Genomic DNA, 26,266 nt, shown 5'->3' with positions numbered 1-26,266 from the left:
CGCTTTACATTTGCGCGCTCCATACATGTTTTTTCGCAAATGCGAAAGGGGGCAAAGCGTTTTGGTCTGCATGGCAGCCATGCAGACCAAAAGTTTTAGAGCAATGTTCCGGACAGGATAACCAAGGCAATACTGAAGTAAATCACCAACCCGGTTACATCAACCAGCGTTGCCACGAACGGCGCCGAGGCGCTCGCGGGGTCAAAGCCGAGCTTCTGCATGGCGAACGGCAGCATTGAGCCGGCCAACGAGCCGAATGTCACAATTCCAACCAGCGCCGTACCGACGGTTGCAGCAACGAGCGGCCAGTGCTGCCCATAATCGTAAAGACCCAGTATTTGCCACGTCGTAATCCGAACCACGCCGATCAGCCCGAGGAACGAGCCGAGCACCAGGCCAGTCGGGATTTCGCGCAATGCGACCCGCCACCAATCCTTCAACCGCAATTCCTGCAACGCCAGGGCGCGGATGAGCAAAGACGTGGCTTGAGAGCCGGAATTGCCGCCGGAACTCATGATAAGGGGGATAAAAAGCGTCAAAACGACCGCTTTCTCCAATTCCCCTTCAAAGTGCTGCATGGCGCTGGCGGTCAGCATTTCGCTCAAGAACAGCACGCCCAGCCAACCGGCGCGTTTGCGCAGCATCTGTACGAAGCCGATTTGCATGTAGGGCTTGTTCAAGGCCTCCATGCCGCCGAACTTCAACGTATCCTCGGTCATCTCCTGGGTCATGGCGTCGATTACGTCATCGACGGTGACGATACCGATGATCTGTGCGTCATCATTGACCACCGGGACGGCAAGGAGATCATGCTTGCGGAAGAGCCGCGCCACGTCTTCCTGGTCGGTCAGGGGGGCAACAGTTACGGGGGCAACGTCGCGGCCAACACTCATGATCGAAGCGTCCGGCTCGCTGGTGATCAGGCGGCGCAGGGTGACGGCCCGCAACAGTTTTTTTGTTGCCGGATCAGTGACATAGATCGCATAGATGGTCTCTCTCGACCGCTCGACTTCGCGAATATGCTGCAGCGTTTGCGCGACGGTCCAGTTCGCGGGCACGCTGACGAATTCGGTCGTCATCAGGCTACCCGCCGTATGCGGCGGATAGCGCAGGAGCTTGCGCAATGCGGCCGTTGTTTCGGGCCCGAGGCCGACCACAAGCCGGGCCCTGGTCTCCGTATCGAACTCATGGAAGATATCGGTGACACGGTCGACTGACATTGCGTCCAGGAGTTGCCGTGCGGTCTCGGCCGGCAATCCCCTTATGATGCCCGCCGCGTCATGCAACTCCGGCTGATCGAGGATCAGCACGGCATGCTCGTGCGGCATTTCGGCAAGAATCTCAATAGATTCAGATAGTTCGAGTTCGTTGAGAAGCTCGATCGCATCCGCAGCATGCAGGGTTGCAAGCTGTTCTGCAAGAGTAAGCACGGGCGCCAGCTCGGCCCTGTCCGCACCTGTGGGAAAGCGAAGATCGTTCATTTAGCTCGCCTTTCTGTCGATCCGCCGTCACAGGGGATCGAGGCGAGCTGATCTCAGATCAGGCCACGATCGCCGTTGACGGCGCAAACAATCGACTACTACTGTCGTCGCTGGGCATGAGAGATTTAACTCCGGTTGAAGATATACGGACTTATGGACACAGGTCCGCACGCATTGCATGTGGTCCTGTCGAAGGCCAAAGTCAAGTCTTTTGATTGGCTGCAAAAACACAACGTCGTGCAACTAAATTTCGCGCCTTGGTTGATAGAATTGCACCAGAATCGACTATTATTGAGTGGGTTTTGCAGATTCTTGTGCAAGATTCGACTAATCTCGCGCAAGAGCGCACGGACTGCGCGTTTTCCATGGTTTCCCGGGCTAACGATGCCGTCAAGCCGCACCGCGTAGGGCATGCTCAGGACTTCACCCGTGCATTTTCCGGATCGTATAGCGGCGCCAGATGGATTTGGGCGGTGTAACGTTCATTGGCGACGATGAGCTCATATTTGCCATCGGTGAGGAACGCATCGCTGATACCATCGGCGTGACGCACATAGCCCAGACCGATCGGACTATCGACCGTATAGCCATAGCCGCCGCTGGTGAGATAGCCGACCGGCTCGCCATTGCGCAGGATGGTTTCGCGGCCAAGCAATACGACGTCCTTGTCCACGACTGCGAATGTTGCGAGACGTTTTTTGAGCGAAGCGGCATGAACGGCCTCGCTCGCCTCCCGTCCGACGAATTCGGTATCCTTGCGCAGTTTCACCGCCCAGCCAAGCCCAGCCTCGAACGGCGAGTCATTCGGGGTGATGTCGGAACCCCAGGCGCGGTAGCCCTTTTCGAGACGCAGGGATTCCAGCGCCCGATAGCCGACCGGCCTGATGCCGAATTCTTTGCCGGCTAGCATTAGCGCATCAAAGACCTTGCCGGTTGCGGCAATGGGTGCGTGCAACTCCCAGCCGAGTTCGCCGACATAGGTGATGCGCAGGGCGCGAACGGTTGTCCCTGCGATCTCGATCTCGCGAATATGGCCGAACGGAAAGGCGTCGTTGCTAACGTCGGCATTGGTGACCCGCGCCAACACGGCGCGCGCCTTGGGCCCCATCAGTGAAAGGGTACCGAAGTCCTCGGTCACGTCGGTGAGTTTCGCATCGAGGCCTTTGCCGATGTGATCCCGGATCCAGGCGAAGTCATGGGTGCGAAAGCCGGTGCCGGTGACAATGTAGAAGCGCTCGTCGGACAGGCGGGCGACAGTGAGGTCGCACTCGATGCCTCCGCGCGTATTCAGGAGCTGGGTATAGGTCAGGCGGCCCGATGGTTTCGACACATCATTGGCGCAGATGGTATCGAGCGCCGTTGCAGCGTCCCTGCCGGTCAGTTCGAACTTGGCGAAGGAAGACTGATCGAAGATGCCGACCTTGTCGCGCACATGCCGGTGTTCTTCCCCAACCGCACCGAACCAGTTCTGGCGACCCATGGAATAGACGTCTTCCGCGGGCATTCCTTCAGGTGCAAACCAGTTCGGGCGCTCCCATCCAAGCTTGGAGCCGAACACGGCGCGATGCTGCTTCAAGCGCTCATAGAGCGGCGAGACGATGGCGGGGCGCCCGGACACATATTCCTCGTGCGGAAAGCCAACCGTGTAGTGCTTGCCGTAGGCCTCGAGGGTTCTGTCACGCACCCAATCCCGATTGCGGTGGAGGTTGGAGAAGCGCCTGATATCGACGGTCCAGAGGTCGAGCGGTGCTTCTCCATCGATGGCCCATTGTGCCAATACCCAGCCTGCGCCGCCGCCGGAGGCGATGCCGAACGCATTGAAGCCGGCCCCGACGAACATGTTGGAACACTCCGGTGCGACGCCGAGGATGAAATTGCCGTCCGGCGTAAAGCTCTCCGGGCCGTTGATCATCTGCTTGACGCCAACGGTTTCAAGCGCGGGGATACGCTCGATAGCAGCGAGCATATGCTGCTCGAAATGATCGAAATCATCATCAAACAGGCGGAATTGCCAGTCGTTGGGCACATCGCCGGTCATCCAGCTTTGTGGATTGGGTTCATAACCGCCCATGACGAGGCCGCCGACTTCTTCCTTGAAATAGGTGCGGCGGTCCGGATCGCGAATCGTCGGCGCATTGGATGACAGCCCGTCAATCTTTTCGGTGATGATATATTGATGCTTCACCGGCTGCAGCGGCACATTGATGCCCGCCATCTCACCCACCTGCCGCGCCCATTGGCCGGCGCAATTGACGACTTTTTCGCAGGCGATATCGCCCCGATCGGTCTTGACCTTGACGATCCGGTCACCATTCATCTCGAAGCCGGTGACGCGTATATTCTCGATGAGTCTTGCACCATGCATGCGGGCGCCGCGCGCCAGTGACTGGGTGATGTCAGACGGGCTGGCTTGCCCATCGGTTGGCAACCAGCTCGCGCCAACGAGATCATCCACACGCATCAGCGGGAACATGGCCTTGACCTCCTGCGGGGAGAGGAGGTGCATTTCCATACCGAAACTTCCCGCGGTGGTTGCGAGGCGACGGAACTCGGTCCAACGGTCCTGATTGGTGGCCAGGCGCAAGCAGCCAGTCATTTTCCAGCCGGTCGCAAGGCCGGTTTCCTCATCGAGTCGTTTGTAGAGATCCACGGAATATTTGAGGACGCGGGTAATGGATGCGGAGGAACGCAATTGCCCGACCAGCCCCGCCGCGTGCCATGTCGAGCCAGAGGTCAATTGCCCCATCTCCAGCAATACCACCTCGGCCTTGTGATCCCTGGCCAGATGATAGGCCGTCGAGCAGCCGATGATCCCGCCGCCAATGATGACGATCTGGGCATGGGAGGGGAGGGTCATGGGGCCGTCTTTCCGTATATGCTTCTGTAGTGATCGAGCGCATGATCAAGCTTCGATAAATTCTCGGTAGTATAGGCGACGTAGTCAACGCCCGGTGCGTCGAGGTAAAGCTCGGAAACCATGCTCCACATGGCCTCGCGTAGCAGCGAGGCGCATTGCATGGCGGCATGGGCGCGCTTGAGTTCGAAATCGGGCGGTCCTTGAAAATAGGCGGTAAGCAAGGCCCCGGATTCGTCTTCGCTCAATCCCGCATTGGAGGCAAGGCCCGCTAGATCGAACATTGAAGTCGAAAACCCCGCATATTCGAAATCGATCAGCCAGAGGCGGTTGCCATCATCGAGTATATTGGCGGGCAAGAGATCGTTGTGGCTGAAGATGATCGGCAGGGGCCGTTGCGCGGCTTCCATGTCCGCTGCGATGGCAAGATAGGCGGCAAGGTGCGGTGCCATGCGGCTGTTGCCCGCCTGCAGCGTGCGGGCATAGTCGCGGATGACATGGAAGACCCAGAACATGAAACCGGGCCCGAGAATATGTTCGGGCATCGTCATATGGAATTGCCGGATCATCTGCGCCACGCGTGAAATATTGGCGCGAACATCGCTTGCGCAATAGGTGCGCGCGCCAAGGAACGCGGTGACCATGACGCCGTCGCCCGCATAAAATAATTCGGGAGCAAAACCGGCGCGATGCGCCGCCTCGGCCGTCATCGCCTCGCGGTCGCGGAATACGTGGTGAAATGGATAGTCCTTGCCGAAGCGAACGACATATTTGCGACGGTCATCCTCGACGACATAGCTCTCGTTGCTGATGCCGCCCTTCAAAAGAGAAACATGAATATCGCCCTGCCAGAGCGGCAGGGCGGCAATACGTTGTTTGATTGCAGAAGGTGCTGTCATCGGCCGACAAATACGTGGTTCGACAGACTCACCATGACGAAGTTTGTCTGTTTAAGGAGGGTTGTGGGCTCTCCAAGAACAGGAATCCGTCTGTGGCAAAGACTTCTGTTTCGCACCCCCATAACTGCTTTTTGATTATTTGCAGGGATACTCCCCCTCATGATGAGCCTGTCGAACCACGTATTTATCTAATAATGTGACTTTCCACCTTTATTTCACCTATGTCAACACGTTTTTGTGGTGATTTGTGGCTTTAATGACAAATTTGTGGGAATCGTGTGGTAATCTTGCGGATAATTCACTCTTGGCTAGGGTTTCGGGCATGAATTCCAAACGACACGGCGAAATAAAACGACTGCTGCAGGACGAGGGAACCATTTCGATCGCTGATCTGGCGCAAAAACTCGGTGTATCCCTGGAAACGATCCGGCGTGACGTAAAGCCCATGACCGATGAGGGCATAATCGTCAAAATCCATGGCGCTATCGGCCTGCCCCAGCATCTCGGTGAAGCGCCTTTCGAGATACGCATGCGCGAAAACGCCCCAGCCAAGCGCATGATTGCCCAATGGGTCGCGCGGACTATTCAGGACGGCGAATCCATCATGCTGGACACTGGCACGACCACGAGTTTTCTCGCCCGCGAGTTGCTGCAGCACCGGAATCTGACGGTCGTAACCAATTCATCCGATATTGCCCGAACATTGGCCACCGTGAATGGCAACAGGGTTTTCATGGCGGGCGGTGAGTTGCGCCGGGATAGCGGAGCGGCCTTCGGGGTTTCGGCCATCGAGTATGTCAATCGCTTCAGTGTCGCCCATTCCGTTATTTCCGTTGGTGCGATGGATGCGGTAGGCGGGCTTACCGACTACGATCTGGAGGAGGCGGAATTTGCCCGCACGGTATTGTCGCGCGGCACACGCTCCATTGCGATCACAGACGCGGCGAAATTCGGCAAGCGCGGCCTGGTCCAGGTCTGCGGCTTTGGCGGGTTCGGCGAACTGGTGACCGATCAGGAACCGCCGGCCGACATCCTGCAGGCGCTGCATGCGGCCGGTACGGTTGTGAACATCGCCGGCAAATGAGCATGAATCGGGTGGGCGTCGCACGCTGAGATGCTCTAGAGTCATGTGTGAACCGGAGATTGCGTGTTGAAGATTTTGCTGCGGACGTCCATTCAGACGCACCTTGGACCGATGATTGCGATGGCGAGCGAGGACGGGTTGTCATTGCTGGAGTTTCACGATCGGCCGGCCTTGCTGGCGGAGGTCGAGGAACTCGAAAAACGCTACGGCTACTCCATCGAACCTGGCCGCAATGCCGTGCTTGAGCAGATCGAGGCCGAGCTCGCCGGTTATTTTGCCGGCACCCTTACCGGGTTCGACACACCGCTTGTGCTGCCGGGCATGGCATTTCAGCGGCAGATATGGTCGACCCTCCAGGCTATTCCATACGGCGAAACACGCACATATGGCGGCATAGCGCGGGATCTAGGCAGGCCGGGATCAAGCCGTGCCGTCGGCGCAGCCAATGGGCAAAACAGGGTTGCAATCGTGGTACCGTGCCACCGGGTCATTGGCGCGGATGGCTCGCTGACCGGTTATGGCGGCGGGCAGCGGCGCAAGCGCTTCCTGCTCGACCTTGAACACCGCATATTTGCGGGCATGGCCAGGCGGCCGGTGTTTCATCCGGTCACCGCACAGGGAAGCTTTCTCTAGCTCGTTTTCGCACTTCCGGACGGAAAACCGCTTCACGCGCCCTAGACAATCAGCCCCGTGCTGAACTGCGGCTCATGCAGCAGCCGGTCGAGCAGAAGCAATCCCTGTTCGAGACGAGGACGATCCGGCGCGGCGCCAAGCGAGACCCGAACCGCCTCGTCTGATGAAGTTCCGACGCTGAAGGCGGGGGCGGCCACGATGCCTAGAGCGGAACGGCGGGCAAGTGCGGCGAACTCGGCGGCTTTCCAATGTTCGGGAAGGGTCAGCCAGAGATGATGGCCTGCCGGCTCGGCGGCGTAATGCCAATCCTTGAGAATGACCGCCGCAAGCGATTGCCGCGCGCGGCTCTCTTCCCGCACGGCAGATGCGATCTGCCGCAGCGTGCCGCTTTCGATCCAGCTCGTCGTCAGGGCCGCCAGAAGTGGCGATGCACCTGGATTGCTGGCGCGCAGGGACGATGTGAGCTTCAGGACATCCAGCGCCGAGGGACAGGCCACAAAGGCGGCACGCAGGGCGGGCGTTGCGCATTTTGACAATGTCGCGATGTGCCAGGTGATCTCCGGCGCGAGGGACGCCAGAGCCGGCAGCGGCTCACCCAGAAGTTCCGCATAGGGATCGTCTTCGACTATCACGATGCTGTATCGGCGAGCTATTTCGACCATCTCTTGCCGGCGTTTCAGCGGCATGGTGGCCGTGGTCGGATTATCGATGGAGGGAACGATGTAAAGCGCCCTGGGGGCATGGTCCCGGCAGCATTGTTCGAACGCCTGAGGCAATATGCCGAACTGGTCCATGGCAAGCGGATGAAGTGCGATCCCGAGAGTCGCGGCGACGGATTTGAGGCCAGGATAGGTGTGGGCGCCGGCGCAAATGGCACCCCTGGCTGCCACGAGACCGCAAATGGCGAAGAGCGCACTTTGCGCACCGCCGGCCACGAGGATACTGTCGGGCGACGGGGCACGGCCAAAACGCGGCGTCAGCCATTGCGCGGCAGCGTGCCGCGTGGCTTCGGTCCCGGTAACCTCCTGATAGGAAAGAAACAGTCCGGAGGGTCCGGCCAGCAATGCGCTGATGCCTTCGGCGATCCGCTCCGGCAAACGGGCGGCGGCCGGTTGTGGCGGAATGTTCATGCTGAGATCGAGTTCGGCTACGGGAGTTGCAACTATCGATACAGGCTGTTGCTTCACGAATGTACCAGAACCGGTTCTGGCCTCGATGAGATCGAGACGGCGCGCCTCGTTCAGCGCGCGCGTAACTGTGGTAAGATCGACGCCAAGCTGGCGCGCGATCTCCCTTTGGGGCGGCAGCGCATCGCCCGAGGTCAGCAGGCCCGCAGCGATATCGGCAGTCAAAGCATCGACGATACCTTGATGCTTGTATCTCGAGGTGGCAGCGATGCGAGGTTTCCAGAGGGTCATGGGGCCGCTCATTGTATGGGTATTGGCCCATACAATTATCTGCGAAATCAGACATAGGCAAGCCGAATTGTCGCTGGTAACCCGAATTTTCTTTTATTTTCTCCTTACAAGGCGTATATACGCAAGGAGACAATGCCGATTGTATGGATAGAGGCTTCAGAGGCCATACGGTTGCAATCGGGTCGAAAGGCAAGATCATGGCACATGTTCATTATCATCCTACTGAAAACCCGATGAAAACCGGGATTCTCGGTCGCTGCCCGCGATGCCAGCAGGGCCATCTCTTCAATGGCTTTCTCAAACTGGCGCCGTCCTGCGAGGTTTGCGAGCTGGATTATTCCTTTGCCGATCCGGCGGACGGTCCGGCGTTTTTCGCCATGACGATCGTTGCCGTTCCCGCCCTGGTGTTCGCACTGTGGCTGCAGACGACGTATGAAGTGCCGATCTGGGTGCATCTGATCACGACGCTGCCGTTGACGCTGCTTGGCAGCCTGGTGCTGCTGCGACCGTTGAAAGGCTGGCTGGTCTGCTCGCAATATTTCCACAAGGCGGAAGAAGGCAAGCTTGTGCGCAAGGGCGATATCTGAGGGATTGCCCTTGCACATATCGATCAGGCGTTGGCGCCGCCGTCGATGGTGAGCGACGCGCCGGTGATGAAACGCCCTTCGTCTCCGGCCAGGAACGCTACGAGACCGGCGATATCGCTCGCTTCTCCAAACTTTGGAATCGCCATGCGGGCGCGCTGGCCATCGGCATGATCGCCATTGGCGGGATTCATGTCCGTATCGGTCGAGCCGGGATGGACGATATTGGCTGTGATTTCCCTCGGTCCGAGATCACGTGCCAGCGCCTTGGTCAGACCTATGAGGGCGGCCTTGCTGGTTGAATAGGCAATGAGGCCGGGGAAAGGCACGATCTCGGCGAGATTGCTGCCGATGTTGATGATACGCCCGCCCGCGCCCATGACCGCCGCCGCTGCTTTCGCCGCAACAAAGCTCGCGCGGACATGGATGGACATGACGCGATCGAACTCCTCGAGCGTCGGTGCATCGACGGTATCCATCGAGTAAACGCCGGCATTGTTGACGAGAATATCCAGCCTGCCAAATTTGGCGCGGGTTTCGTTGACCGCGGCCTCGATGCCTGCTGCATCAAGGTTGTCCGCCTTCAAGGCGATGGCGCGACGGCCCAGTTTCTCGATTGCCTTGACGGTTTCCTCTGCCTTGGCAGCGGCACTCGTGTAGGTAATGGCGATATCGGCGCCGTCCTCCGCCAGTTTCAGCGCAATCGCGGCGCCCATGCCGCGACTTCCGCCGGTGACGAAGGCAACTTTATTTTCGAGGCGTGGCATCGTGTTCTTCCTTTATGTAATGATCGATACATAATTGAATGTCACCATTGCGAAGCTGCGTCAAGTGATTTATGTATTAATCGATACAGAAAGGAACTCGTGATGTCTCCAAAGGGTCGTCCGCGTGCATTTGACCGCGATGCAGCGCTTGATTGCGCCATGCGGGTTTTTTGGCGGAAGGGTTATGACAGTGCTTCCATGGCGGATCTGACGCAAGCGATGCGCATCAATGCGCCCAGTCTCTACGCCGCATTCGGCAGCAAGGCGGAGTTGTTCCGGGAGGCTGTCGAGCTCTATACGAACAAGATCGGCCAGCGCATCAAACATTCACTCCCGACCGCGGCGACTGCAAAGGAGGGCGTCGCAGATTTTCTCATGCAGACAGCCATCTCCCATACCGATCCTGGTCAGCCGCATGGCTGCATGGTGGTGATGGGCGCGCTGCACGGTGATGAGGATCCCGGTACGCCGTCATCGTTGCTGAAGGAGCGACGTCTCGACAATGTGACACAGTTGCGCCAACGGCTGAAGCGCGCGGTGCGGGAAGGAGAGCTTTCGGAAACGGTCGACATCCAGCAGGTGGCGGAATTCTACGCGACCGTACAACACGGGATGTCGATCACAGCGCGTGATGGCGCCACGCTCGAGCAATTGAAAAAGACCGCCGACGCTGCCATGGCGGCCTGGGGCGGGTTGACTTCGCCCTGATGGCATCGGAGGCTGCCTCATCAGGGTGAAAATTGACATGCACACTCGCCGATTACCGCATCAGATCGAACGAGCAGGATCGAGCGTTACCTTGTAAAGTTCGACATCGTCGCGGTCCATCAGCCTGACCGTCATCTGTTCGCTTGCCGAATCGATATCCACGAGACCGAAGAATTGCAGCCCGGCTGACGGTGGCAGGTTCTGACCTTGCTCCGGCGTTGGCGCCTTGATGAACTTGAGTTCCGGCCCGAAGGTCTGATCGAGATCATTGGGACCGAAGGTGCCGGCATGAATAGGGCCCGAGACGAATTCCCAAAACGGCTCGAAATCCTGGAACTGCGCCTTGTCCGGATTGTAGTAGTGCGCTGCGGTGTAATGCACATCTGCCGTGAACCAGACGGTATTGCGGATACCGGCGGATTTGATGAAGCGCAGCAGGTCGGCGATCTCGAGCTCACGGCCTTTCGCCGCGCCATTATCGCCATTGGCGACGGCTTCTGCGCCCTTCTTTGCGGTCGCATTGTCCCACACCACCAGACCCAGCGGCATGTCCGCCGCGATGACTTTCCAGGTCGCGCGGGAATTCAACAGTTCGCGCTTCAGCCAGCGCACCTGGTTTGCGCCAAGAATGGACGATTCCGGCGTGATCGTATCTTCCATATCCGGACCGTTCGGGCCACGATAGGTACGCAAATCGAGAAAGAAGACGTCAAGCAGCGGGCCATAGGAAATCTTGCGATAAACGCGTCCGGGTTCTGCAGGCGTATAGCGAATCGGGGTCATTTCGTGAAAGGCGCGCGCGGCCCGGGCCGACAGCAGGGCGATGGACTTTTCAGTGTAGCGATCGTCGGCGGTCAGATCCTTGGAGGAAGACCAGTTGTTGAGGACCTCGTGGTCGTCCCACTGGAAAAAAGTCGGGCAGATTGCATTCAGGGCCCGGACGTGATCGTCAAGCATGTTGTATTTCCACTGGCCCCGATATTCGTCCAGGGTTTCCGCCACCTTGCGCTTTTCATCGGTGATGATGCGGTTTTTCCACTTGCTCCCGTCCTTCAACGTCGTTTCTTCCACCAGAGGACCGTCGGCATAGATCGTATCGCCCGAGTGCAGGAAGAAATCGGGGGTGTGGCTGGCGATGGTCGCGTAGGTCTTCATGCCGGTCTCGTCGATGCCCCAGCCTTGGCCCACCGTATCGCCTGACCAGGCAAAACGGATATTGCGCCTTGCGGTCGGTGCGGTTTTGAAATGGCCTACAATCGGTTCCGAGACAGCGTTGAGGTCGCCGAGATCAACTGCGGTCAGGCGGTAGAAAATATCCTGGTCCGAGACGAGATCAGTAAGCAATTGCTTTACCGCAAGGTCGCTGTCCGGGAAGGCATTGAGCGGCGGTAGCGAATAGGCGTTGGCAAAACTCTCGGTGGTGGAAACTTCGATATTAACCCGGGCTGGCCTGTCGGTTCGCGTCCAGATCATGCCCGTCGTCGCGTCGACGTCACCTGACTGAACGCCATGGGTAAAAACCGGCCGCGCATTCGCGCGTGAGTAGGACGGGAGGGCAAGACCTGACGCAGCGGTCAATGCAAAGGCTCCTGATGAAGCGAGGAAGTTGCGACGCGTGAACGAAGCCGATCTGCTCATGGTGTTCTCTCCGGGCTGGCTGACGCATGACCCCAAAACCGCAAAGGGCTCGGGCGAGGATTATGCGCCATTTCAAAGTGGCTGGCTGCGCCTTCTTTGCGCGGAGAACGTTTCAGTTTTTTTGCAGTTCTGTGAAGTTTGCTCAAAAACAAAACGGGCGGCAAAAGCCACCCGTTTCGTCGTCGATAGCAGGAGCCGATGGTCAGCTTGCAGTTTCTTCGGCCGGAGCTTCTTCGGCAGGGGCAGCAGCTGCTTCAGCGGCGGCAGCCTTTTCAGCCTCAGCGGCGGCTGCAGCAGCTTCCGCATCAGCAATGACCTTGGCCTTTGCGTCTTCTTCAGCCTGCTTGGCCATAGCAACGCGTTCCTGCGCCTTCTTGCCAGGCAATGCCTTTTCAGGATTGTTGCGGGTGTCGCGCTTGGCGATACCGGCCTGATCGAGGAAGCGAAGAACGCGGTCCGTCGGCTGTGCGCCGTGACCGATCCAGTAGTTGATGCGGTCGGCATCCAGCTTGACGCGCTCGCCATCCTTGGGAAGCATCGGATTCCACGAACCGACGTTTTCGATGAAACGACCATCGCGCGGCGAACGCACGTCAGCAATGACGACGTGGTAGTAAGGACGCTTCTTCGACCCTGCGCGGGCCAGACGGATTTTCAGTGACATTGGTATTCTCCTTGATCGTTGGGTTAACCGCCGTTTTCCTTGGCGGCTGTTGTTTCGTGATGTCTGATCACTTCCTTGACGATGAAGTTCAGGAACTTCTCGGCAAAATCGGGGTCCAGATCTGAATCCAGCGCCAAGGAGCGCAGACGTTCGACCTGTAGTTTTTCACGGCCCGGGTCAGCGGGTGCGAGGCCATTCTTCGCCTTCAAAACGCCCACTGCCTTGGTGCAGCGGAAACGTTCGGCGAGCATGTGGATCAACGCTGCATCGATGTTGTCGATGGAAGCGCGTAACTGGAGCAGTTCTTTGGGGAGCGAGGAGGACGACATATTCACCCTTTCTTTTTCGGCAGCCCTGGAAGACCGCCACCAAGGCCGGGCAAACGCGGCATGCCGCTGCCCAGGCCGCCTAATCCCCCCGGTAGACCACCAAGCCCACCGGGCAGGCCACCGCCCTTGCCGAAACCAGCGGCTTCCGCCTGCTTCTGCAAGGCTTCAAGTTGCTTCGGGTCCATTTTGGACAAGTCGGGCATGCCCCCCATTCCGCCTAGTCCGCCAAGACCCATCTTGGCCCCAAGGCCACCCATCATCTGTTTCATCATGCCGCCTTTACCCTTGCCGCCCATCGCTTTCATCATGTCCGCCATCTGGCGATGCATCTTGAGAAGCTTGTTGATCTCGGCGGCATTGGTGCCGGAACCCTTGGCGATGCGCTGCTTGCGCGAGTGCTTGAGCAAATCGGGATTGCCACGCTCGGCCTTGGTCATTGACGAAATGATCGCGAGCTGGCGCTTGAAGATGGAATCGTCAAGACCGGCCGCAGCCATCTGATCCTTCATCTTGCCCATGCCGGGCATCATCCCCATGATGCCGCCCATGCCGCCCATCTTCTGCATCTGGCCGATCTGGTCTGCCAGATCGTTGAGATCGAACTTGCCGGACTGCATCTTCTTGGCCATCGCCGCGGCTTTTTCCGCATCGATGTTTTCAGCAGCTTTTTCCACCAGCGAGACAATGTCGCCCATGCCGAGAATGCGATCGGCGATGCGCCGCGGATAGAACTCCTCCAGCGCATCCATCTTTTCGCCGGTGGCGATCAGCTTGATAGGCTTGCCGGTGACGGCGCGCATGGAAAGCGCAGCACCACCACGGCCATCGCCATCCATCCGGGTAAGAACGAGACCGGTGATGCCGACGCGTTCATCGAAGGACCGCGCAAGATTGACGGCGTCCTGACCGGTGAGCGCATCGGCAACCAGCAGGATTTCATGCGGATTGGCCTTTTTCTTGATGTCGGCCATTTCGATCATCAACGGCTCGTCGATATGGGTACGGCCCGCTGTATCGAGAATGACGACATCATGGCCGCCGAGCTTGGCCGCCTGAACGGCGCGCGCAGCGATCTCGACAGGTGTCTGGCCAGCAATAATTGGCAGGGTGTCGACGCCGGTCTGCACACCGAGCTGTCGCAACTGTTCCTGCGCGGCGGGACGGCGTGTATCAAGAGAGGCGAGCAGCACCTTCTTCCTCGACCGCTCGGTGAGGCGCTTGCCGATCTTGCCAGTGGTGGTGGTTTTACCGGAACCCTGCAGACCAACCATCATGATGACGACCGGCGCAGGCGCGTTCAGATCAATGGTGACGCCCTCGGCGCCGAGCATGTCGATCAGCTCGTCATGGACGATCTTGACGACCATCTGGCCTGGTTTGATGCTCTTGACGATATCAGCGCCGACTGCCTTTGCACGAACCTTGTCGGTAAACGAACGGACGACATCGAGCGCGACGTCTGCTTCGATGAGGGCTCGGCGCACTTCGCGCAAGGCCGCCGCGACATCGGCATCCGACAGCGCGCCACGGCCTGTGAGGCCGTTCAAAATCGAACCAAGTCGTTCCTGTAAGCTCTCGAACATCCAGTTTTCCTTTATTCCTTCAGAGACCCGTTCCCCAAAAGATAAGTACCAACCGCGCCAGGGCAAAGAGCTCAAAGCAAAATGACACCCGAGGGCGCATCGCGCTGTCGGGTGTTGACCTCCGGGATCGTCTAGACCCTTGCGGGGCCCCGGTTGGCTGCTCGGAGTTTCAAAGCTCGTCGCGGATTGATGGGCGGCTTAAACAGGAAATGCCGCGTGAAGTCAAGACATGCAGGGTCAGGCGCGTTTTTTCCGGCTTGTCACAGCCCGGGGCCGTTCATCCCGGGTTTCGAGTTGCATGAGCTTGCGCAATGCCTCGTCGATGCGGCCCTGCCAGCCACGCCCGCTTGAGCGATAATGATCAAGGACATCCGGGCTAAGGCGGATGGAGACCGGGATTTTTGTCCGGGCACTAAATGGGCGACCCGGGCGGCCTTTTATGAATTCTTCAGTTACAAGCACGGTGCCTGGATCGTCCAATGCCGCTTTGGTAAGCGCCCTATCTTCTTCAGGGGTCATCGCATCTGCGCAGGCTTTGGCCAGAGCAATCGCCTCTTCGCGAGTTCGAGAGGTATATTGCCTTTCTGTTACAGTCATGTGTACCAGTCCAGACGCGTTCTTTTTGATGCGATAGCCTTGTCGCTTACTCTCTTGATCTGACATAGATGCTCATCTCCTTACGTGATGCTCTGCGTAGAGAAATTACACGGACGGCCTCGTTTCTAATCGTGTAAATGAGTGTGTATAAATTTTCGCCCAGAGCGCTAACGGCGACAATACGCTGCTCACCATAAATATTCAGATCCGCCAACCAACTGATCGCTGAATCGAACTCAAAACAACGTACTGCTTCAAAATCGACACCGTGCTTGCGTAAATTCGCTTTTGCCTTTTGCTCGTCCCACTCAAATCTATCCATGGAAATCGCTTTGGTCAATAATTATTGTATATACAAAATATGGTGCAAGCGTAGCTGAAACGCTGAACAGTCTCCAGCGGAACGCTCTCAAAAAATCTCATCAATTAGTTCAAGGGCAAGTGTGGTGGCACAATGGGAGTCACAACCCTAGATTGTATCCGTGCCGCTCCCGAAATTGGCTGGTTACACATGCGATTTGCCACTGCTGCGGACCCATAGTGAGGCTGAAACGCTGAGAATAAGCGCTATTTGACCTTATATAGCTCGATTCTTGCAGATGACAGCACGACAGAAAAATGCCAGATAGGAGCACGACGATTCAACCTTCGAGGAGATTTTCATGGCATTCGTTGCCAAAGGCAGATTTTTTGCGGCTGTAGCGACAGCGCTTCTTATGACGGCAGGCGCGGCGCAGGCGGCCGCTCAATGCGGCAACAATTCCGCCGGATTCGAGTCATGGGTCCAGTCCTATCAGCAGCAAGCCGGGGCGCAAGGCATCGGCAGCAGAGGCATCAACGCTCTGGGTAACGTCAAATATGCTACCAAGACGATCAATGCCGATCGCAACCAGAAGAGTTTCAAATACTCACTCGACAAGTTCATGCAGGTTCGCGGTGCCCAGACGATCATTTCGCGGGGACGCGCGCAAAAAGCCCAGAATGCCGCGCTGTTTGACCGGATCGAGCAGCGTTATGGTGTTCCCGCTGGCCCGTTGATCGCCATCTGGGGCATGGAAACCGGTTTCGGCAGTTATATGGGCAATCAGCACACACTATCAGCCGTTGCGACCCTTGCCTATGACTGCCGACGTACCGAGTATTTCCGCGAACAACTCAATGCTGCATTGAAGCTTGTCGACAACGGCACGCTTGCGCCCAATGCGGTGGGCGCCATGCACGGCGAGATCGGTCAGACACAATTCCTTCCGCTCAATGTTCTTCGCTATGGCGCTGACGGCGACGGCAATGGCCGGATCGACATGGTCCGCTCCAAGGCAGACGCGCTGGCATCGACAGCGAATTTTCTGGTCGGGCATGGCTGGCGCGCAGGTGGCGGCTATCAACCGGGACAAGCCAACTACGGCGCCATTGCCGGCTGGAACGCTGCTACTGTGTATCAGCAGGCGATCGCCATTATCGGCGCGAAGATCGACGGCGAATAATCGGTTCTTGATGACGATGTTTCCTGGCCGGCGCTCGCGCCGGCCTTAGAGCCCCTCATGAAAGGCTCTAATATTTAAAAGCCTTCGCAGGCCTCCCCGAGTGAACTCTGAGCGCTCTCTATGATCCTGCCGCCGCGAAAGTTGAAGATCTCGCGCGTATAGGTGGTGTTCGCCGGGAATTGGTAGCAGACGAAAACGGTGGTCGTGCCGCCTTCGACGCCGCCGATACGATGGCGCATCCGGGCGCCCCGCACTGCGCTTTTCCATTCATCGAGGCTGGCCAGGAATTCTTTCTTGGTCTGGATCGTATCGATGTCTTCGAGGATGACCGTCGCGTCGTCGGCTAGAATCCTGTCGAAAACCGCGCGGTCGGCGGTACCGAGCGCGGAATACCAGCTTTCGATGATGGCGTTGTGCGCGTCGTCCGCCCTGGCAGGACACATCGTTAGGAGAATGACGGCGATCATGAATATCAATCGCGCCATTCTCGCGTTTCCCTATTCCAGCGCGGTGGCTTGGCCGACCTCTTCGGGGTCGGGGCGAAGGAAATCTCCGGTTTCCGGATTCATGATCCATAGTTCACCGGTGGAAATGTCGAACCAGGCGCCATGCAGGGTGAGGCGGCCTTTCTTTTCGAGGATATCGACACAGGGAAAGGTGCGCAGGTTTTTCAGCGAATAGCGAATGGATATGCGCTCCAGCGCAGTCTGACGCTCGAATGGAGTCATCAGCTCGTTGGCGGAAACCGCTTCCGCTGCAGGCGCGACAAGGCTCATCCATTTGCCGATGAAGTCGCCAGGGGACAATGGCTCACTCGTCGTGTCGAGCGCCGCCTTGATGCCACCGCAGCGGCCGTGGCCGAGGACGACGATATTCTTGACTTTCAGGCTCTGCACCGCAAATTCGAGGGCTGCGGAGGTAGAGTGATATTCGCCGTCCGGCTCGTAGGGCGGTATGAGGTTGGCCACGTTGCGCAGAACAAAAATCTCTCCGGGTGCCGTATCGAAGATGATCTCGGGGGCGGAACGGGAATCGCAGCAGGCGATGACCAGTGTTTCGGGCGTCTGCCCCTGGTCCGCAAGCTGCTTGTAACGCAACGTTTCGTTGGCATAGCGATGCGCCATGAAGCTGCGATAGCCGGTGAGAAGTTTCTCGGGAAGCAAGGTCATTCTTTTCCTCTAATCCTGAACCGGGACAAGATCAATTGGTCTAATGTGCTATGCCCTGATACCCTTGCTCGGATGAACCAACCGCCGCATCTGAGTCATCGCCATGGGGGTGGAAAGGCTGGATGCGTCGGCTTCGAGCATCAGCTCATCGGCGCCGCGCTTGGCAGAGCGGGCCATGATCTCGAAAACCGAGGCTGTGGTGCGTTGCAGCGCCTGTTCGAGATCGAGACCGGCAAGCATGCGTGCAAGGAAGAGTGCGGACGTAAGATCACCAAGCCCATTGGTCGGGCCGACGACGAGGCGGTGTTCGGCGAGCAGCGCCAGAGAGTGGGTCACCAGAAGATTGCCGGTGCCGCCAGCAATCATCGGATGCGCCGAGGTCACAAGCATTGTACCAGGCCCCGCATGCAATGCCGCTTGCATGACCGCCTTGTTGTCGGGCAATTCCGCGCCGGTCAGCCATGCAAGCTCGAAGCGGTTTGGCGTCGAAACATCGGCGAGCGGCATCAACCTGTCGCGGATGGCACTTGCAGTTGCTTCCGGAACGTAAAGCCCCTTTTCATCGCCGATGACAGGATCGCAGAGATAAACTACGCCCTTGTTGCGAGCCTTTATGGTTTCTACCAGACGGGCGACACTCGCGGCCTGCGCAGCATTGCCGAGGTAACCGCTCATGATGCCCCTGACTTCACCAAGCCAGGGAGCGCGCTCCAGATCGGCAATCAGATCGTCGAATTGCTGCGGTTCCGGCACGATGCGCTTGGCCGGTCCATGACCGGGATGCCAGGGCAAGATGACGGTTGGCACCGCCCATACCGGATGGCCGAGCGTTTCAAGCGCGAATACGGCGGCACGATTGCCGACTGAACCCCGCACCACATGGCTGGAAATGACGATGACGGCATTGGATGAAGGAGAAACGGAACTGGTCATTGGAAAGACTCGTGCGAAAGTTCGGGCGGGCGGGTGCGACTCAACCCTTGCCGACTATAGAGCTGATCACCCAGATAATCATGGCGATCAAGACAAGCAATCCCAGAAACCTGCCGATGCGGGTGCCCCAGACTTCTATAGGGTCGGCCGGATCCGCATCGCCGGCCGAAAAGTGGCCCTTGGTCCGTTCGACGATAGATATGCCCCCGGCAGCGGTTTCGCGATCGATCCGTTCGATAATGCGTCTCGATTCCGCATCGGACGGATGCTTTCCATCGTGTTCAGGCATGAAGACACTCGGTTTATGTTCAACAACTTAGCATAGCGCTTTGGCTGTTCCTTTTGCAGAAAAAAATGGCTAGGTTTGTGCTGCTTCGTTCTGGAGCGGTGAATCTGTACTCTGGGAGAGGATTCCAATGCAACATGCGACTTGCTTGCCGGCGCCGCGCCGCGCTCTTTCTATCATTGCCCTGTTTCTTCTCGTACCGCTGCTTTCAGCATGTGGCTTCAACACGATTCCGACCAATGAGGAAAAGGCCAAAGCCGCGTGGAGCGAGGTGTTGAACCAGTATCAGCGACGGGCCGATCTTATTCCCAACCTCGTCGAGACAGTCAAAGGTTATGCCGCCCAGGAAAAGGATGTGTTGACATCCGTGGTTGAGGCGCGGGCCAAGGCCACATCCGTACAGGTGACGCCGGAAACCCTGACCGATCCCAATGCCATGAAGGTGTTTCAGGAGAATCAGGCACAGCTGACCGGGGCACTGTCGCGGCTGATGGCTGTGGTCGAAAACTACCCGGACCTGAAATCCAACCAGAACTTCCTCGCATTGCAATCGCAGCTCGAAGGCACGGAGAACCGTATCGCCGTTTCACGCCGCGATTATATCGAAGCGGTGCGGGTCTATAACACCTCGCTCCGCACGATGCCGACCATGATCTGGAAATGGATCTGGTACACCGGGAACGAGCCCTACCAAACCTTCACCATCGAAGACTCAGCCAAGCAGACGCCTCAGGTCAAGTTCTAGGCTCAAGACATGAGCGCATTGCGCCAGACTGTGGTTGGGTTGAATCGCCTGTTATTGGCTATTGCGCTGCTGGCATTCCTGTCAGGCAGCGCATTTGCCGCAGAACTTCCTACTCTGACAGGTCGTGTGGTCGATGCCGCGAACGTCATCGATGCGGCAACGCGCGAGCAGATAACCCAGAAATTGGCGGCGTTCGAAGCCAAATCCTCCGATCAGGTGGTGGTGGTGACGGTGCCGAGCCTCGACGGCGAGGAGATAGAGCCCTATTCCAACCGGCTCTACCGCTCCTGGGCGCTCGGACAAAAACAGGAAAATAATGGCGTTCTTCTCGTCGTCGCACCAAACGACAGGAAGGTGCGTATCGAGGTCGGCTATGGCCTCGAAGGCACGCTGACCGACCTTCTGTCCAAGCTCATCATCGAAAATGCCGTCATACCGGGGTTTCGCTCGGGCGATTATTCGGGTGGAATCTCGAAAGGCGTCGACGGCATTCTTGCCGTGCTTTCCGGCGACGCCGCTGAACTCGAGGCGCGCGCCAAACGCAATGTCCAGGAGCCGACCTCCGACGTCGATTGGGTAATGATCATCTTCGTCATGATCTTTCTGTTCATGTTCTTCAGCGGGATCATACTTCCCGCCGTCGTTACATCCTTCGGGCGCAAGATCGCGCCTGGGCGTTATGAGTGGCTGGGCATGATCTTTGATATTGGCTCGAGAAGCGGTCGCGGCGGTGGCGGCTGGTCCTCGGGCGGTGGCGGTTGGTCATCCGGTGGAGGTGGTGGCTGGTCTTCGGGCGGTGGCGGCGGCGGCTTTTCAGGCGGTGGCGGATCGTCAGGCGGCGGCGGCGCATCGGGGAGTTGGTAGGCCATGAATTCAGGGTCCATGAATGAAGCTGATCACGCGCGGATCGCCGAGGCGATACGTGCAGCCGAAAGCCGCACAAGCGGCGAAATCTATGCGGTGCTTGCGCGGCGCAGCGACAGTTATTTCTATGTGGCAGGATTTACCGCGGCTTGCGGCATAGTTTTTGCGGCCGTCGTGGTTGCGGTGGCGGCGCACTGGTACTGGTTCACGTTGCCACTGCCGGTCTTTGGTCTCGCTATCCTTGCAGCTTTTCTTGCCGCGGTGCTGGTCCTCTGGCTCTTGCCCGGCATGACCATGTGGCTTGTGCCGCGACGTATCCGCTACAAGCGGGCGCATCTCAATGCGATCCAGCAGTTTCTGGCTCGCAATGTCCATCTCACGACACAACGTACCGGTGTCCTCCTTTTCGTCTCCCTGGCGGAGCGATATGCAGAGGTGATCGCGGATGCGGGTATCAATGCAAAAGTCCATCAGGATGAATGGAACGGGATCGTCGCGATCCTGACCGAACATGCGGACAGAGATGAACTGGCCGATGGTTTTCTAAAAGCCATCGGAAAAGCGGGCCAACTGCTGGAAGAACATTTCCCCAGAGGGGTCGAAGACGTCAATGAGCTCGACGATCATTTGGTCGAATTGTAACATTATTGCGTGTCACACTATTTTCACTACGACCGTGCAGTTTAGGGTCGAAAAAGCCTTTCGAAAGGCTATGATCGCGCCAAATACATAATCCAGGGGGAAATATTTCATGGCTTCCAAAAATAATGCGGACGTAAAGGTCGCCACGAAGTCAAAGCCACCGAAAGCCCCGAAAGAAAAGTCACAAGCGGGGCTGTTTGAAGACCTTTTGTTTGCGCGGGCGCCGGAAGAGGACCTGGCCGACTACGATGCTGGTGCGTTGACGGCATCGGCGAAGCTTGCGGAGAACGCGCTGGCGCAATTCAAGTCGGGACGCCCGGTCATCGATGTCAGCGAAGGCAACATCGTCTCGCGCGACGGCCGTCCTGTGACAGTGGTTACACTGATCAACGACAACATGCCCTTCCTGCTCGACTCGGTGCTTGGCGAAATCAGTGAGCGCGTCACGTCGGTTTATCTCGTGTTGCATCCGGTCATGGATATCGACAGAAACACGAACAGGGTTCTCGGGACTGCGGGTCCGGACAAGCCGGGCAAAGACGTGGCTCGGGTCAGTGTCATGCAAATTCATGTACCCGCGCTCGATGAGCCATCGCGTGAGATCACGACCGCGGCGCTGGAGCTTGTGCTGAAGCAGGTACGCGAAGCCGTCAGTGATCGTGGAGCCATGGTTGCGCGTCTAGGCGAGGCGATCGAAGCTTACAGAACCGGCAAAACGCCGATGAAAAAAGCTGTAGCAGAAGAAGCTGCAGAGTTTCTCGAATGGTTGCGCGACAATAACTTCACCTTTCTCGGCGTTCGTGAGTACGACTATCAGGGCGACAATAGTCAGGGTGAGCTGGAGCGCTCTGGGAAGCGCGGTCTTGGCATATTGAGCGATCCTGATGTGCGTGTCCTGAAGCGCGGCAACCAGGGTGTGACGACAACCCCGCAGATCATTGCCTTTCTCACTGGTCCCGAGCCTCTGATCGTCACCAAGGCCAATACAAAATCACTGGTGCACCGTCGCGGCTATATGGACTACATCGGCGTGAAGACCTTCGATGCGGAGGGCAAGGTTACCGGCGAATTGCGTTTCGTCGGATTGTTCACGTCCGGCGCCTATACGCGTTCCGTGCTTAAAATCCCCTATCTGCGCTCGAAAACCGAGGCCGTGATCCACCGGCTTGGATTCAACCTCGAAGATCATTCTGGAAAGCAACTCATCAAGGTACTCGAGGGTTATCCGCGGGATGACCTTTTCCAGATCGACGTCAAGACGCTGACCCGGTATGCCGAGATCATATTGGCGCTTGGCGAGCGGCCCCGCGTGCGTGTCCTGCCGCGGATCGATCCTTTCGGCCGTTTCGCTTCGATCATCGTCTTCGTGCCACGCGAGCGCTATGACTCAATCGTGCGCGAGAAAATCGGCTCGCATCTTGCCAAAGTGTATGAGGGGCATGTGTCGGCGTATTATCCGGCATTTCCCGAGGGCGGGCTTGCTCGCGTGCATTTTATCATCGGCCATGCCGAGGACCAATTTCCCAAGGTCAAACGTGAGGCGCTGGAAGAAACCGTCCGTTCCATCGTCCGGACCTGGGAAGATGCTGTCGCCGAGGTCGGAGATCGTCGTGGAACCGCCGAATTCACTCCTCTTGCTGCGGCCTTTCCGGATTCCTATCGTGAAAACTTCTCGCCCGACGAGGCGCTGGTCGATGCCAGTCGCATTGCCGGTCTTTCACGCAACAATCCGCTCTACGTCGATTTCTATCGGCATCGCACCGACGGTCCCAATGCCGCTTCGTTGAAAATCTATCATTACGGCTCGGCGGTTGCCCTCTCGCAGCGTGTTCCCCTGCTGGAGAATATGGGCTTTCGCGTCATCAGCGAGCAGACATTCCAGCTGCCTGCGGCCGACAACAGCCCGCTTTTTGTGCATGACATGGAGCTTATCAGCGCCTCGGATTCGGCGATCGATCTCGCCGATGACGGCGCTCTTTTCGAAGACGTCTTCCGCTCCATCTGGAATGGTGCGTCGGACAATGACGGCTATAACGCGCTTGCCCTGACCGGGCAGCTGACCGCACGGCAAATCATCATCCTGCGCGCCTACGGCCGTTATCTTCAGCAGGCAGGCATTCCTTATTCGCAGGATTTCATCGCGGCAACGCTCAACCGCTATCCGGCGATCGCCAGACAGATATTCGATCTGTTCGATCAGCGGCTCAATCCCGCGAGGGCCGGTGCGCAGTCGCAGCGCAAACAGACGACGCTGCGTGCTCAAATCGAGGAAGCGCTGCAAGGCGTTCCGAGCCTCGATGATGACCGCATCCTGCGCCGTTTCCTCAATCTCATCGAGTCGACCCTGCGCACCAACGCCTTTGCGCCGGAAGAGGACGGCGGCGAACGCGTAACGCTCGCCTTCAAGCTCGATCCGCGATCGCTGGATGAGCTGCCGGAGCCGCGGCCTTACCGCGAAATCTTCGTCTATGGGCCGGAGGTCGAGGGTGTCCATCTGCGCTTTGGCCCAGTCGCACGTGGCGGCTTGCGCTGGTCGGACCGTGCACAGGACTACCGCACGGAAGTGCTGGGTCTGGTGAAAGCGCAGCAGGTGAAGAACGCAGTCATCGTTCCCGTTGGCGCCAAGGGCGGTTTCTTCCCCAAACGCCTTCCGACCGGCACCGATCGCAACGCCATCTTCGAGGCGGGCCGCGCGGCCTATATCACCTTCATCGCGACACTGCTTTCGGTGACTGACAATCTGGAAGGCGAGACGGTTGTCCCGCCGCAAAACGTAATCCGTCTCGACGGCGACGATCCTTATTTCGTGGTAGCGGCCGACAAGGGCACGGCGACGTTTTCCGACACCGCCAACGCGATCAGCCAGGCACATGATTTCTGGCTGGACGATGCCTTCGCTTCGGGCGGTTCCGCAGGCTACGATCACAAGAAAATGGGCATCACCGCGCGCGGCGCATGGGAAGCGGTGAAGCGCCATTTCCGCGAGATTGGCACCGACATCCAGAAAATGCCATTCACTGTCGTTGGCGTCGGCGATATGTCGGGTGACGTCTTCGGCAATGGCATGCTGCTATCGCCGCAAACGAAGCTGATTGCAGCCTTCGACCACCGCGATATTTTCATCGATCCCGAACCGGATGTGAAGGCGACGCTGAAGGAACGCCAGCGGCTGTTCAATCTGCCGCGCTCCAGCTGGCAGGATTTCGACAAGAGTAAGATTTCGGCGGGCGGCGGTGTGTTCTCGCGCTCGCAAAAGTCGATTACCCTGTCGAAGGAAGCCGCAAGAGCCATCGGCCTTGCCAAGACTACGGCAACGCCGTTCGAGATCATGACAGCGATCCTGAAAGCACCGGTCGACCTCCTGTGGTTCGGCGGCATCGGCACCTATGTCCGTTCGTCGCTGGAGAGCGACGCGGAAGCGGGTGACCGCGCCAATGATGCCATCCGCATCACCGGCAGCGATGTTCGGGCGAAAGTCATCGGCGAAGGCGCCAATCTTGGCGTCACGCAGAAGGGGCGCATAGAGTTCGGCCTGCTCGGCGGGCGCTGCAATTCCGATGCGATCGACAATTCGGCCGGCGTCAACACATCCGACGTCGAGGTCAATATCAAGATCGCCCTGGCACAGGCCATGCGCGCTGGCAAATTGCAACGTGACAAGCGCAACACGCTGCTGGAATCGATGACTGAAGAGGTCGGCGATCTGGTTCTGCGCAACAATTATCTGCAGACACTGGCACTCTCGCTGGCGCAGCGGCGCGGCCTTGCCGACCTCGCCTATCAGGCACGCTTCATCAACGACCTCGAGACAAGAAAACTCCTCAACCGCAAGGTGGAGACGCTGCCCGATGACAAGGCGATGGCGGAGCGGCAGGTCGAAGGCATTCCCTTGACGCGGGCTGAACTCGGCGTACTTCTTGCCTATTCCAAGATTGTCCTTTCGGACCAGCTCCTGGCAAGCGATTTGCCCGACGACCCCTATCTCGAACGCGAATTGATGGATTATTTCCCGCGCCAGATGAAAGACGGCTTCGGCGACGAGATCCGCACGCATCGCTTGCGGCGGGAAATCATCGCGACGCAGCTTGCCAACGACGTCATCAATCGCGGCGGCCCGACTTTCGTGAGCCGGCTGGCGGACCTTACCGGCCAATCGGGCCCCGAGATCGTTCGCGCCTATGTGATCGTGCGGGACGGCTTTGAGCTGGATCAGTTGTTCGCGGGGATCGACGCACTGGACAATGCGATTCCTGGCGAAACCCAAAACGGTTTCTACGCCAACGTCGCCCAGATGCTGAACTGGACGACAGCCTGGGTGCTGCGCAACAACGCCGGCGCCGTAGGCCTCGGCGCTGCGATCGCGAAGATCAAAACGGCGCGAGATGCACTGCAGCCGCGCCTCGACAAGCTGCTGCCTGCATCGATGACCGGACTGATCCGCGAAGACACCGCCAGCAACGCCGCCCTTGGCGCGCCTCCCGCCCTCGCTGCGCAGTTGGCGCGACTGGAGATAGCGCCAATCATCCCGGATATCGCCGCCGTGGCCCAGCAGGCGAATATTGACATTGCCAGCGCGGCACGGGCCTATTTCGACATATCCGAAGCATTCCGCATCGGGCGTATCGAGGACGCGGCGCGCGGCGTTTCCATCGCCGATTACTATGACGGACTGGCGCTTGCCCGTGCAACCGATCTGATATCGCAGGCGCGGCGCGGTATCGCCGTCGCGGCCCTGAGCAAATATGGCAAGCAGGCCGATCCGGCTAAAGACTGGCTGATGAGCCGGGGTGCACGCGTCGACGAGGTGCGGCAGCGCATGGCGAATATTGTGGAAACGGGCGATTTGACCGTTTCCCGGCTTGCTGTGGCCGCCGGATTGCTTTCCGATCTGTCATAGGCAGTTG

At 58.3% G+C, this 26,266-nt stretch carries 24 protein-coding genes; 9 read left to right on the top strand and 15 right to left on the bottom strand.

Going from position 1 to position 26,266, the window contains the following annotated elements; genetic code table 11:
• Positions 1–95: 95 nt before the first annotated feature.
• From mgtE to J2X72_RS02120, 3 genes are all read right to left on the bottom strand, one after another.
• On the bottom strand, positions 96–1,481 hold the full coding sequence (mgtE, locus tag J2X72_RS02130; RefSeq protein ID WP_310067949.1) for a magnesium transporter: 1,386 nt from the start codon (positions 1,479–1,481) through the stop codon (positions 96–98).
• Positions 1,482–1,896: 415 nt separating this feature from the next.
• Positions 1,897–4,338, bottom strand: coding sequence for an FAD-dependent oxidoreductase (locus tag J2X72_RS02125; protein WP_310067947.1), 2,442 nt, complete (start codon positions 4,336–4,338; stop codon positions 1,897–1,899).
• A complete protein-coding gene (locus tag J2X72_RS02120; RefSeq protein ID WP_310067944.1) occupies positions 4,335–5,234 on the bottom strand; it encodes a choline/ethanolamine kinase family protein in 900 nt (299 codons plus the stop codon). Before J2X72_RS02120 ends, J2X72_RS02125 begins: the two co-directional genes overlap by 4 nt.
• A 322-nt stretch (positions 5,235–5,556) precedes the next feature.
• Here J2X72_RS02120 and J2X72_RS02115 point away from each other — a divergent pair, with 322 nt between their 5' ends.
• Positions 5,557–6,318 (top strand): DeoR/GlpR family DNA-binding transcription regulator, encoded by a 762-nt coding sequence (locus J2X72_RS02115; protein WP_310067941.1) that lies wholly within the window; start codon positions 5,557–5,559, stop codon positions 6,316–6,318.
• Between the two features lie 63 nt (positions 6,319–6,381).
• Entirely contained in the window at positions 6,382–6,951 is a 570-nt protein-coding gene (locus J2X72_RS02110; RefSeq protein ID WP_310067938.1) for a methylated-DNA--[protein]-cysteine S-methyltransferase, read from the top strand.
• A gap of 41 nt (positions 6,952–6,992) precedes the next feature.
• Here J2X72_RS02110 and J2X72_RS02105 read toward each other — a convergent pair whose 3' ends face one another.
• A complete protein-coding gene (locus J2X72_RS02105) occupies positions 6,993–8,369 on the bottom strand; it encodes a PLP-dependent aminotransferase family protein (protein WP_310067936.1) in 1,377 nt (458 codons plus the stop codon).
• Between the two features lie 197 nt (positions 8,370–8,566).
• Here J2X72_RS02105 and J2X72_RS02100 point away from each other — a divergent pair, with 197 nt between their 5' ends.
• A complete protein-coding gene (locus J2X72_RS02100; protein ID WP_209998992.1) occupies positions 8,567–8,956 on the top strand; it encodes a DUF983 domain-containing protein in 390 nt (129 codons plus the stop codon).
• Between the two features lie 23 nt (positions 8,957–8,979).
• Here the strand turns inward: J2X72_RS02100 and J2X72_RS02095 are convergent, their stop codons facing one another.
• Positions 8,980–9,720 (bottom strand): SDR family oxidoreductase, encoded by a 741-nt coding sequence (locus tag J2X72_RS02095; RefSeq protein ID WP_310067934.1) that lies wholly within the window; start codon positions 9,718–9,720, stop codon positions 8,980–8,982.
• A gap of 102 nt (positions 9,721–9,822) precedes the next feature.
• Here J2X72_RS02095 and J2X72_RS02090 point away from each other — a divergent pair, with 102 nt between their 5' ends.
• Positions 9,823–10,428, top strand: coding sequence for a TetR/AcrR family transcriptional regulator (locus J2X72_RS02090; RefSeq protein WP_310067931.1), 606 nt, complete (start codon positions 9,823–9,825; stop codon positions 10,426–10,428).
• Between the two features lie 60 nt (positions 10,429–10,488).
• On the opposite strand, the gene J2X72_RS02085 is transcribed toward J2X72_RS02090, so the two are convergent.
• From J2X72_RS02085 to J2X72_RS02060, 6 genes are all read right to left on the bottom strand, one after another.
• The gene (locus J2X72_RS02085; RefSeq protein WP_310067928.1) at positions 10,489–12,066 is read right to left on the bottom strand and encodes an alkaline phosphatase; all 1,578 of its coding nucleotides are present in this window, start codon (positions 12,064–12,066) and stop codon (positions 10,489–10,491) included.
• A gap of 202 nt (positions 12,067–12,268) precedes the next feature.
• Entirely contained in the window at positions 12,269–12,730 is a 462-nt protein-coding gene (gene rpsP, locus J2X72_RS02080; RefSeq protein ID WP_209998997.1) for a 30S ribosomal protein S16, read from the bottom strand.
• A gap of 23 nt (positions 12,731–12,753) precedes the next feature.
• Positions 12,754–13,059, bottom strand: a complete 306-nt coding sequence (locus J2X72_RS02075) for a chorismate mutase (protein ID WP_114429549.1) — start codon at positions 13,057–13,059, stop codon at positions 12,754–12,756.
• Between the two features lie 2 nt (positions 13,060–13,061).
• Positions 13,062–14,642, bottom strand: coding sequence for a signal recognition particle protein (gene ffh, locus J2X72_RS02070; RefSeq protein WP_310067921.1), 1,581 nt, complete (start codon positions 14,640–14,642; stop codon positions 13,062–13,064).
• 237 nt (positions 14,643–14,879) lie between these two features.
• Positions 14,880–15,239: a BrnA antitoxin family protein gene (locus J2X72_RS02065; protein WP_310067919.1), complete on the bottom strand. Its 360-nt coding sequence runs from the start codon at positions 15,237–15,239 to the stop codon at positions 14,880–14,882.
• 46 nt (positions 15,240–15,285) lie between these two features.
• Positions 15,286–15,561 (bottom strand): BrnT family toxin, encoded by a 276-nt coding sequence (locus tag J2X72_RS02060; RefSeq protein WP_310067916.1) that lies wholly within the window; start codon positions 15,559–15,561, stop codon positions 15,286–15,288.
• A gap of 340 nt (positions 15,562–15,901) precedes the next feature.
• Between J2X72_RS02060 and J2X72_RS02055 the strand changes: the two genes are divergently transcribed.
• Positions 15,902–16,723 (top strand): lytic murein transglycosylase, encoded by an 822-nt coding sequence (locus J2X72_RS02055; protein WP_310067914.1) that lies wholly within the window; start codon positions 15,902–15,904, stop codon positions 16,721–16,723.
• 74 nt (positions 16,724–16,797) lie between these two features.
• Here the strand turns inward: J2X72_RS02055 and J2X72_RS02050 are convergent, their stop codons facing one another.
• From J2X72_RS02050 to J2X72_RS02035, 4 genes are read right to left on the bottom strand one after another with little or no spacing between them, the layout of a single operon-like run.
• Entirely contained in the window at positions 16,798–17,208 is a 411-nt protein-coding gene (locus J2X72_RS02050) for a nuclear transport factor 2 family protein (RefSeq protein WP_310067912.1), read from the bottom strand.
• Positions 17,209–17,220: 12 nt separating this feature from the next.
• Positions 17,221–17,892 carry a carbonic anhydrase gene (locus J2X72_RS02045; RefSeq protein WP_209999003.1) on the bottom strand — a complete coding sequence of 224 codons (672 nt, stop codon included), beginning with the start codon at positions 17,890–17,892 and terminating at the stop codon, positions 17,221–17,223.
• 48 nt (positions 17,893–17,940) lie between these two features.
• Positions 17,941–18,825: a pyridoxal kinase PdxY gene (gene pdxY, locus J2X72_RS02040; RefSeq protein WP_310067909.1), complete on the bottom strand. Its 885-nt coding sequence runs from the start codon at positions 18,823–18,825 to the stop codon at positions 17,941–17,943.
• Between the two features lie 40 nt (positions 18,826–18,865).
• Entirely contained in the window at positions 18,866–19,114 is a 249-nt protein-coding gene (locus tag J2X72_RS02035) for a hypothetical protein (RefSeq protein ID WP_310067906.1), read from the bottom strand.
• 127 nt (positions 19,115–19,241) lie between these two features.
• Between J2X72_RS02035 and J2X72_RS02030 the strand changes: the two genes are divergently transcribed.
• From J2X72_RS02030 to J2X72_RS02015, 4 genes are all read left to right on the top strand, one after another.
• Positions 19,242–19,856 (top strand): LemA family protein, encoded by a 615-nt coding sequence (locus tag J2X72_RS02030; RefSeq protein WP_209999006.1) that lies wholly within the window; start codon positions 19,242–19,244, stop codon positions 19,854–19,856.
• 9 nt (positions 19,857–19,865) lie between these two features.
• The gene (locus J2X72_RS02025; RefSeq protein WP_310067901.1) at positions 19,866–20,720 is read left to right on the top strand and encodes a YgcG family protein; all 855 of its coding nucleotides are present in this window, start codon (positions 19,866–19,868) and stop codon (positions 20,718–20,720) included.
• Positions 20,721–20,723: 3 nt separating this feature from the next.
• The gene (locus J2X72_RS02020) at positions 20,724–21,362 is read left to right on the top strand and encodes a TPM domain-containing protein (RefSeq protein ID WP_310067900.1); all 639 of its coding nucleotides are present in this window, start codon (positions 20,724–20,726) and stop codon (positions 21,360–21,362) included.
• Positions 21,363–21,471: 109 nt separating this feature from the next.
• A complete protein-coding gene (locus J2X72_RS02015) occupies positions 21,472–26,259 on the top strand; it encodes an NAD-glutamate dehydrogenase (RefSeq protein ID WP_310067897.1) in 4,788 nt (1,595 codons plus the stop codon).
• The last annotated feature ends 7 nt before the right edge of the window (positions 26,260–26,266 follow it).

Origin of the sequence: Phyllobacterium sp. 1468, from assembly GCF_031455525.1 — a bacterium.
Lineage (GTDB): Bacteria > Pseudomonadota > Alphaproteobacteria > Rhizobiales > Rhizobiaceae > Phyllobacterium.
This window is presented reverse-complemented; position numbering and strand designations above follow the sequence as displayed.

Bases quoted from the DNA above. Each gene is read 5' to 3' on its own strand.
- mgtE (WP_310067949.1), bottom strand. From the start codon at position 1,481: ATGAACGATCTTCGCTTTCCCACAGGTGCGGACAGGGCCGAGCTGGCG.
- J2X72_RS02125 (WP_310067947.1), bottom strand. From the start codon at position 4,338: ATGACCCTCCCCTCCCATGCCCAGATCGTCATCATTGGCGGCGGGATC.
- J2X72_RS02120 (WP_310067944.1), bottom strand. From the start codon at position 5,234: ATGACAGCACCTTCTGCAATCAAACAACGTATTGCCGCCCTGCCGCTC.
- J2X72_RS02115 (WP_310067941.1), top strand. From the start codon at position 5,557: ATGAATTCCAAACGACACGGCGAAATAAAACGACTGCTGCAGGACGAG.
- J2X72_RS02105 (WP_310067936.1), bottom strand. From the start codon at position 8,369: ATGACCCTCTGGAAACCTCGCATCGCTGCCACCTCGAGATACAAGCAT.
- J2X72_RS02100 (WP_209998992.1), top strand. From the start codon at position 8,567: ATGGCACATGTTCATTATCATCCTACTGAAAACCCGATGAAAACCGGG.
- J2X72_RS02095 (WP_310067934.1), bottom strand. From the start codon at position 9,720: ATGCCACGCCTCGAAAATAAAGTTGCCTTCGTCACCGGCGGAAGTCGC.
- J2X72_RS02090 (WP_310067931.1), top strand. From the start codon at position 9,823: ATGTCTCCAAAGGGTCGTCCGCGTGCATTTGACCGCGATGCAGCGCTT.
- J2X72_RS02085 (WP_310067928.1), bottom strand. From the start codon at position 12,066: ATGAGCAGATCGGCTTCGTTCACGCGTCGCAACTTCCTCGCTTCATCA.
- rpsP (WP_209998997.1), bottom strand. From the start codon at position 12,730: ATGTCACTGAAAATCCGTCTGGCCCGCGCAGGGTCGAAGAAGCGTCCT.
- J2X72_RS02075 (WP_114429549.1), bottom strand. From the start codon at position 13,059: ATGTCGTCCTCCTCGCTCCCCAAAGAACTGCTCCAGTTACGCGCTTCC.
- ffh (WP_310067921.1), bottom strand. From the start codon at position 14,642: ATGTTCGAGAGCTTACAGGAACGACTTGGTTCGATTTTGAACGGCCTC.
- J2X72_RS02065 (WP_310067919.1), bottom strand. From the start codon at position 15,239: ATGACTGTAACAGAAAGGCAATATACCTCTCGAACTCGCGAAGAGGCG.
- J2X72_RS02060 (WP_310067916.1), bottom strand. From the start codon at position 15,561: ATGGATAGATTTGAGTGGGACGAGCAAAAGGCAAAAGCGAATTTACGC.
- J2X72_RS02055 (WP_310067914.1), top strand. From the start codon at position 15,902: ATGGCATTCGTTGCCAAAGGCAGATTTTTTGCGGCTGTAGCGACAGCG.
- J2X72_RS02050 (WP_310067912.1), bottom strand. From the start codon at position 17,208: ATGGCGCGATTGATATTCATGATCGCCGTCATTCTCCTAACGATGTGT.
- J2X72_RS02045 (WP_209999003.1), bottom strand. From the start codon at position 17,892: ATGACCTTGCTTCCCGAGAAACTTCTCACCGGCTATCGCAGCTTCATG.
- pdxY (WP_310067909.1), bottom strand. From the start codon at position 18,825: ATGACCAGTTCCGTTTCTCCTTCATCCAATGCCGTCATCGTCATTTCC.
- J2X72_RS02035 (WP_310067906.1), bottom strand. From the start codon at position 19,114: ATGCCTGAACACGATGGAAAGCATCCGTCCGATGCGGAATCGAGACGC.
- J2X72_RS02030 (WP_209999006.1), top strand. From the start codon at position 19,242: ATGCAACATGCGACTTGCTTGCCGGCGCCGCGCCGCGCTCTTTCTATC.
- J2X72_RS02025 (WP_310067901.1), top strand. From the start codon at position 19,866: ATGAGCGCATTGCGCCAGACTGTGGTTGGGTTGAATCGCCTGTTATTG.
- J2X72_RS02020 (WP_310067900.1), top strand. From the start codon at position 20,724: ATGAATTCAGGGTCCATGAATGAAGCTGATCACGCGCGGATCGCCGAG.
- J2X72_RS02015 (WP_310067897.1), top strand. From the start codon at position 21,472: ATGGCTTCCAAAAATAATGCGGACGTAAAGGTCGCCACGAAGTCAAAG.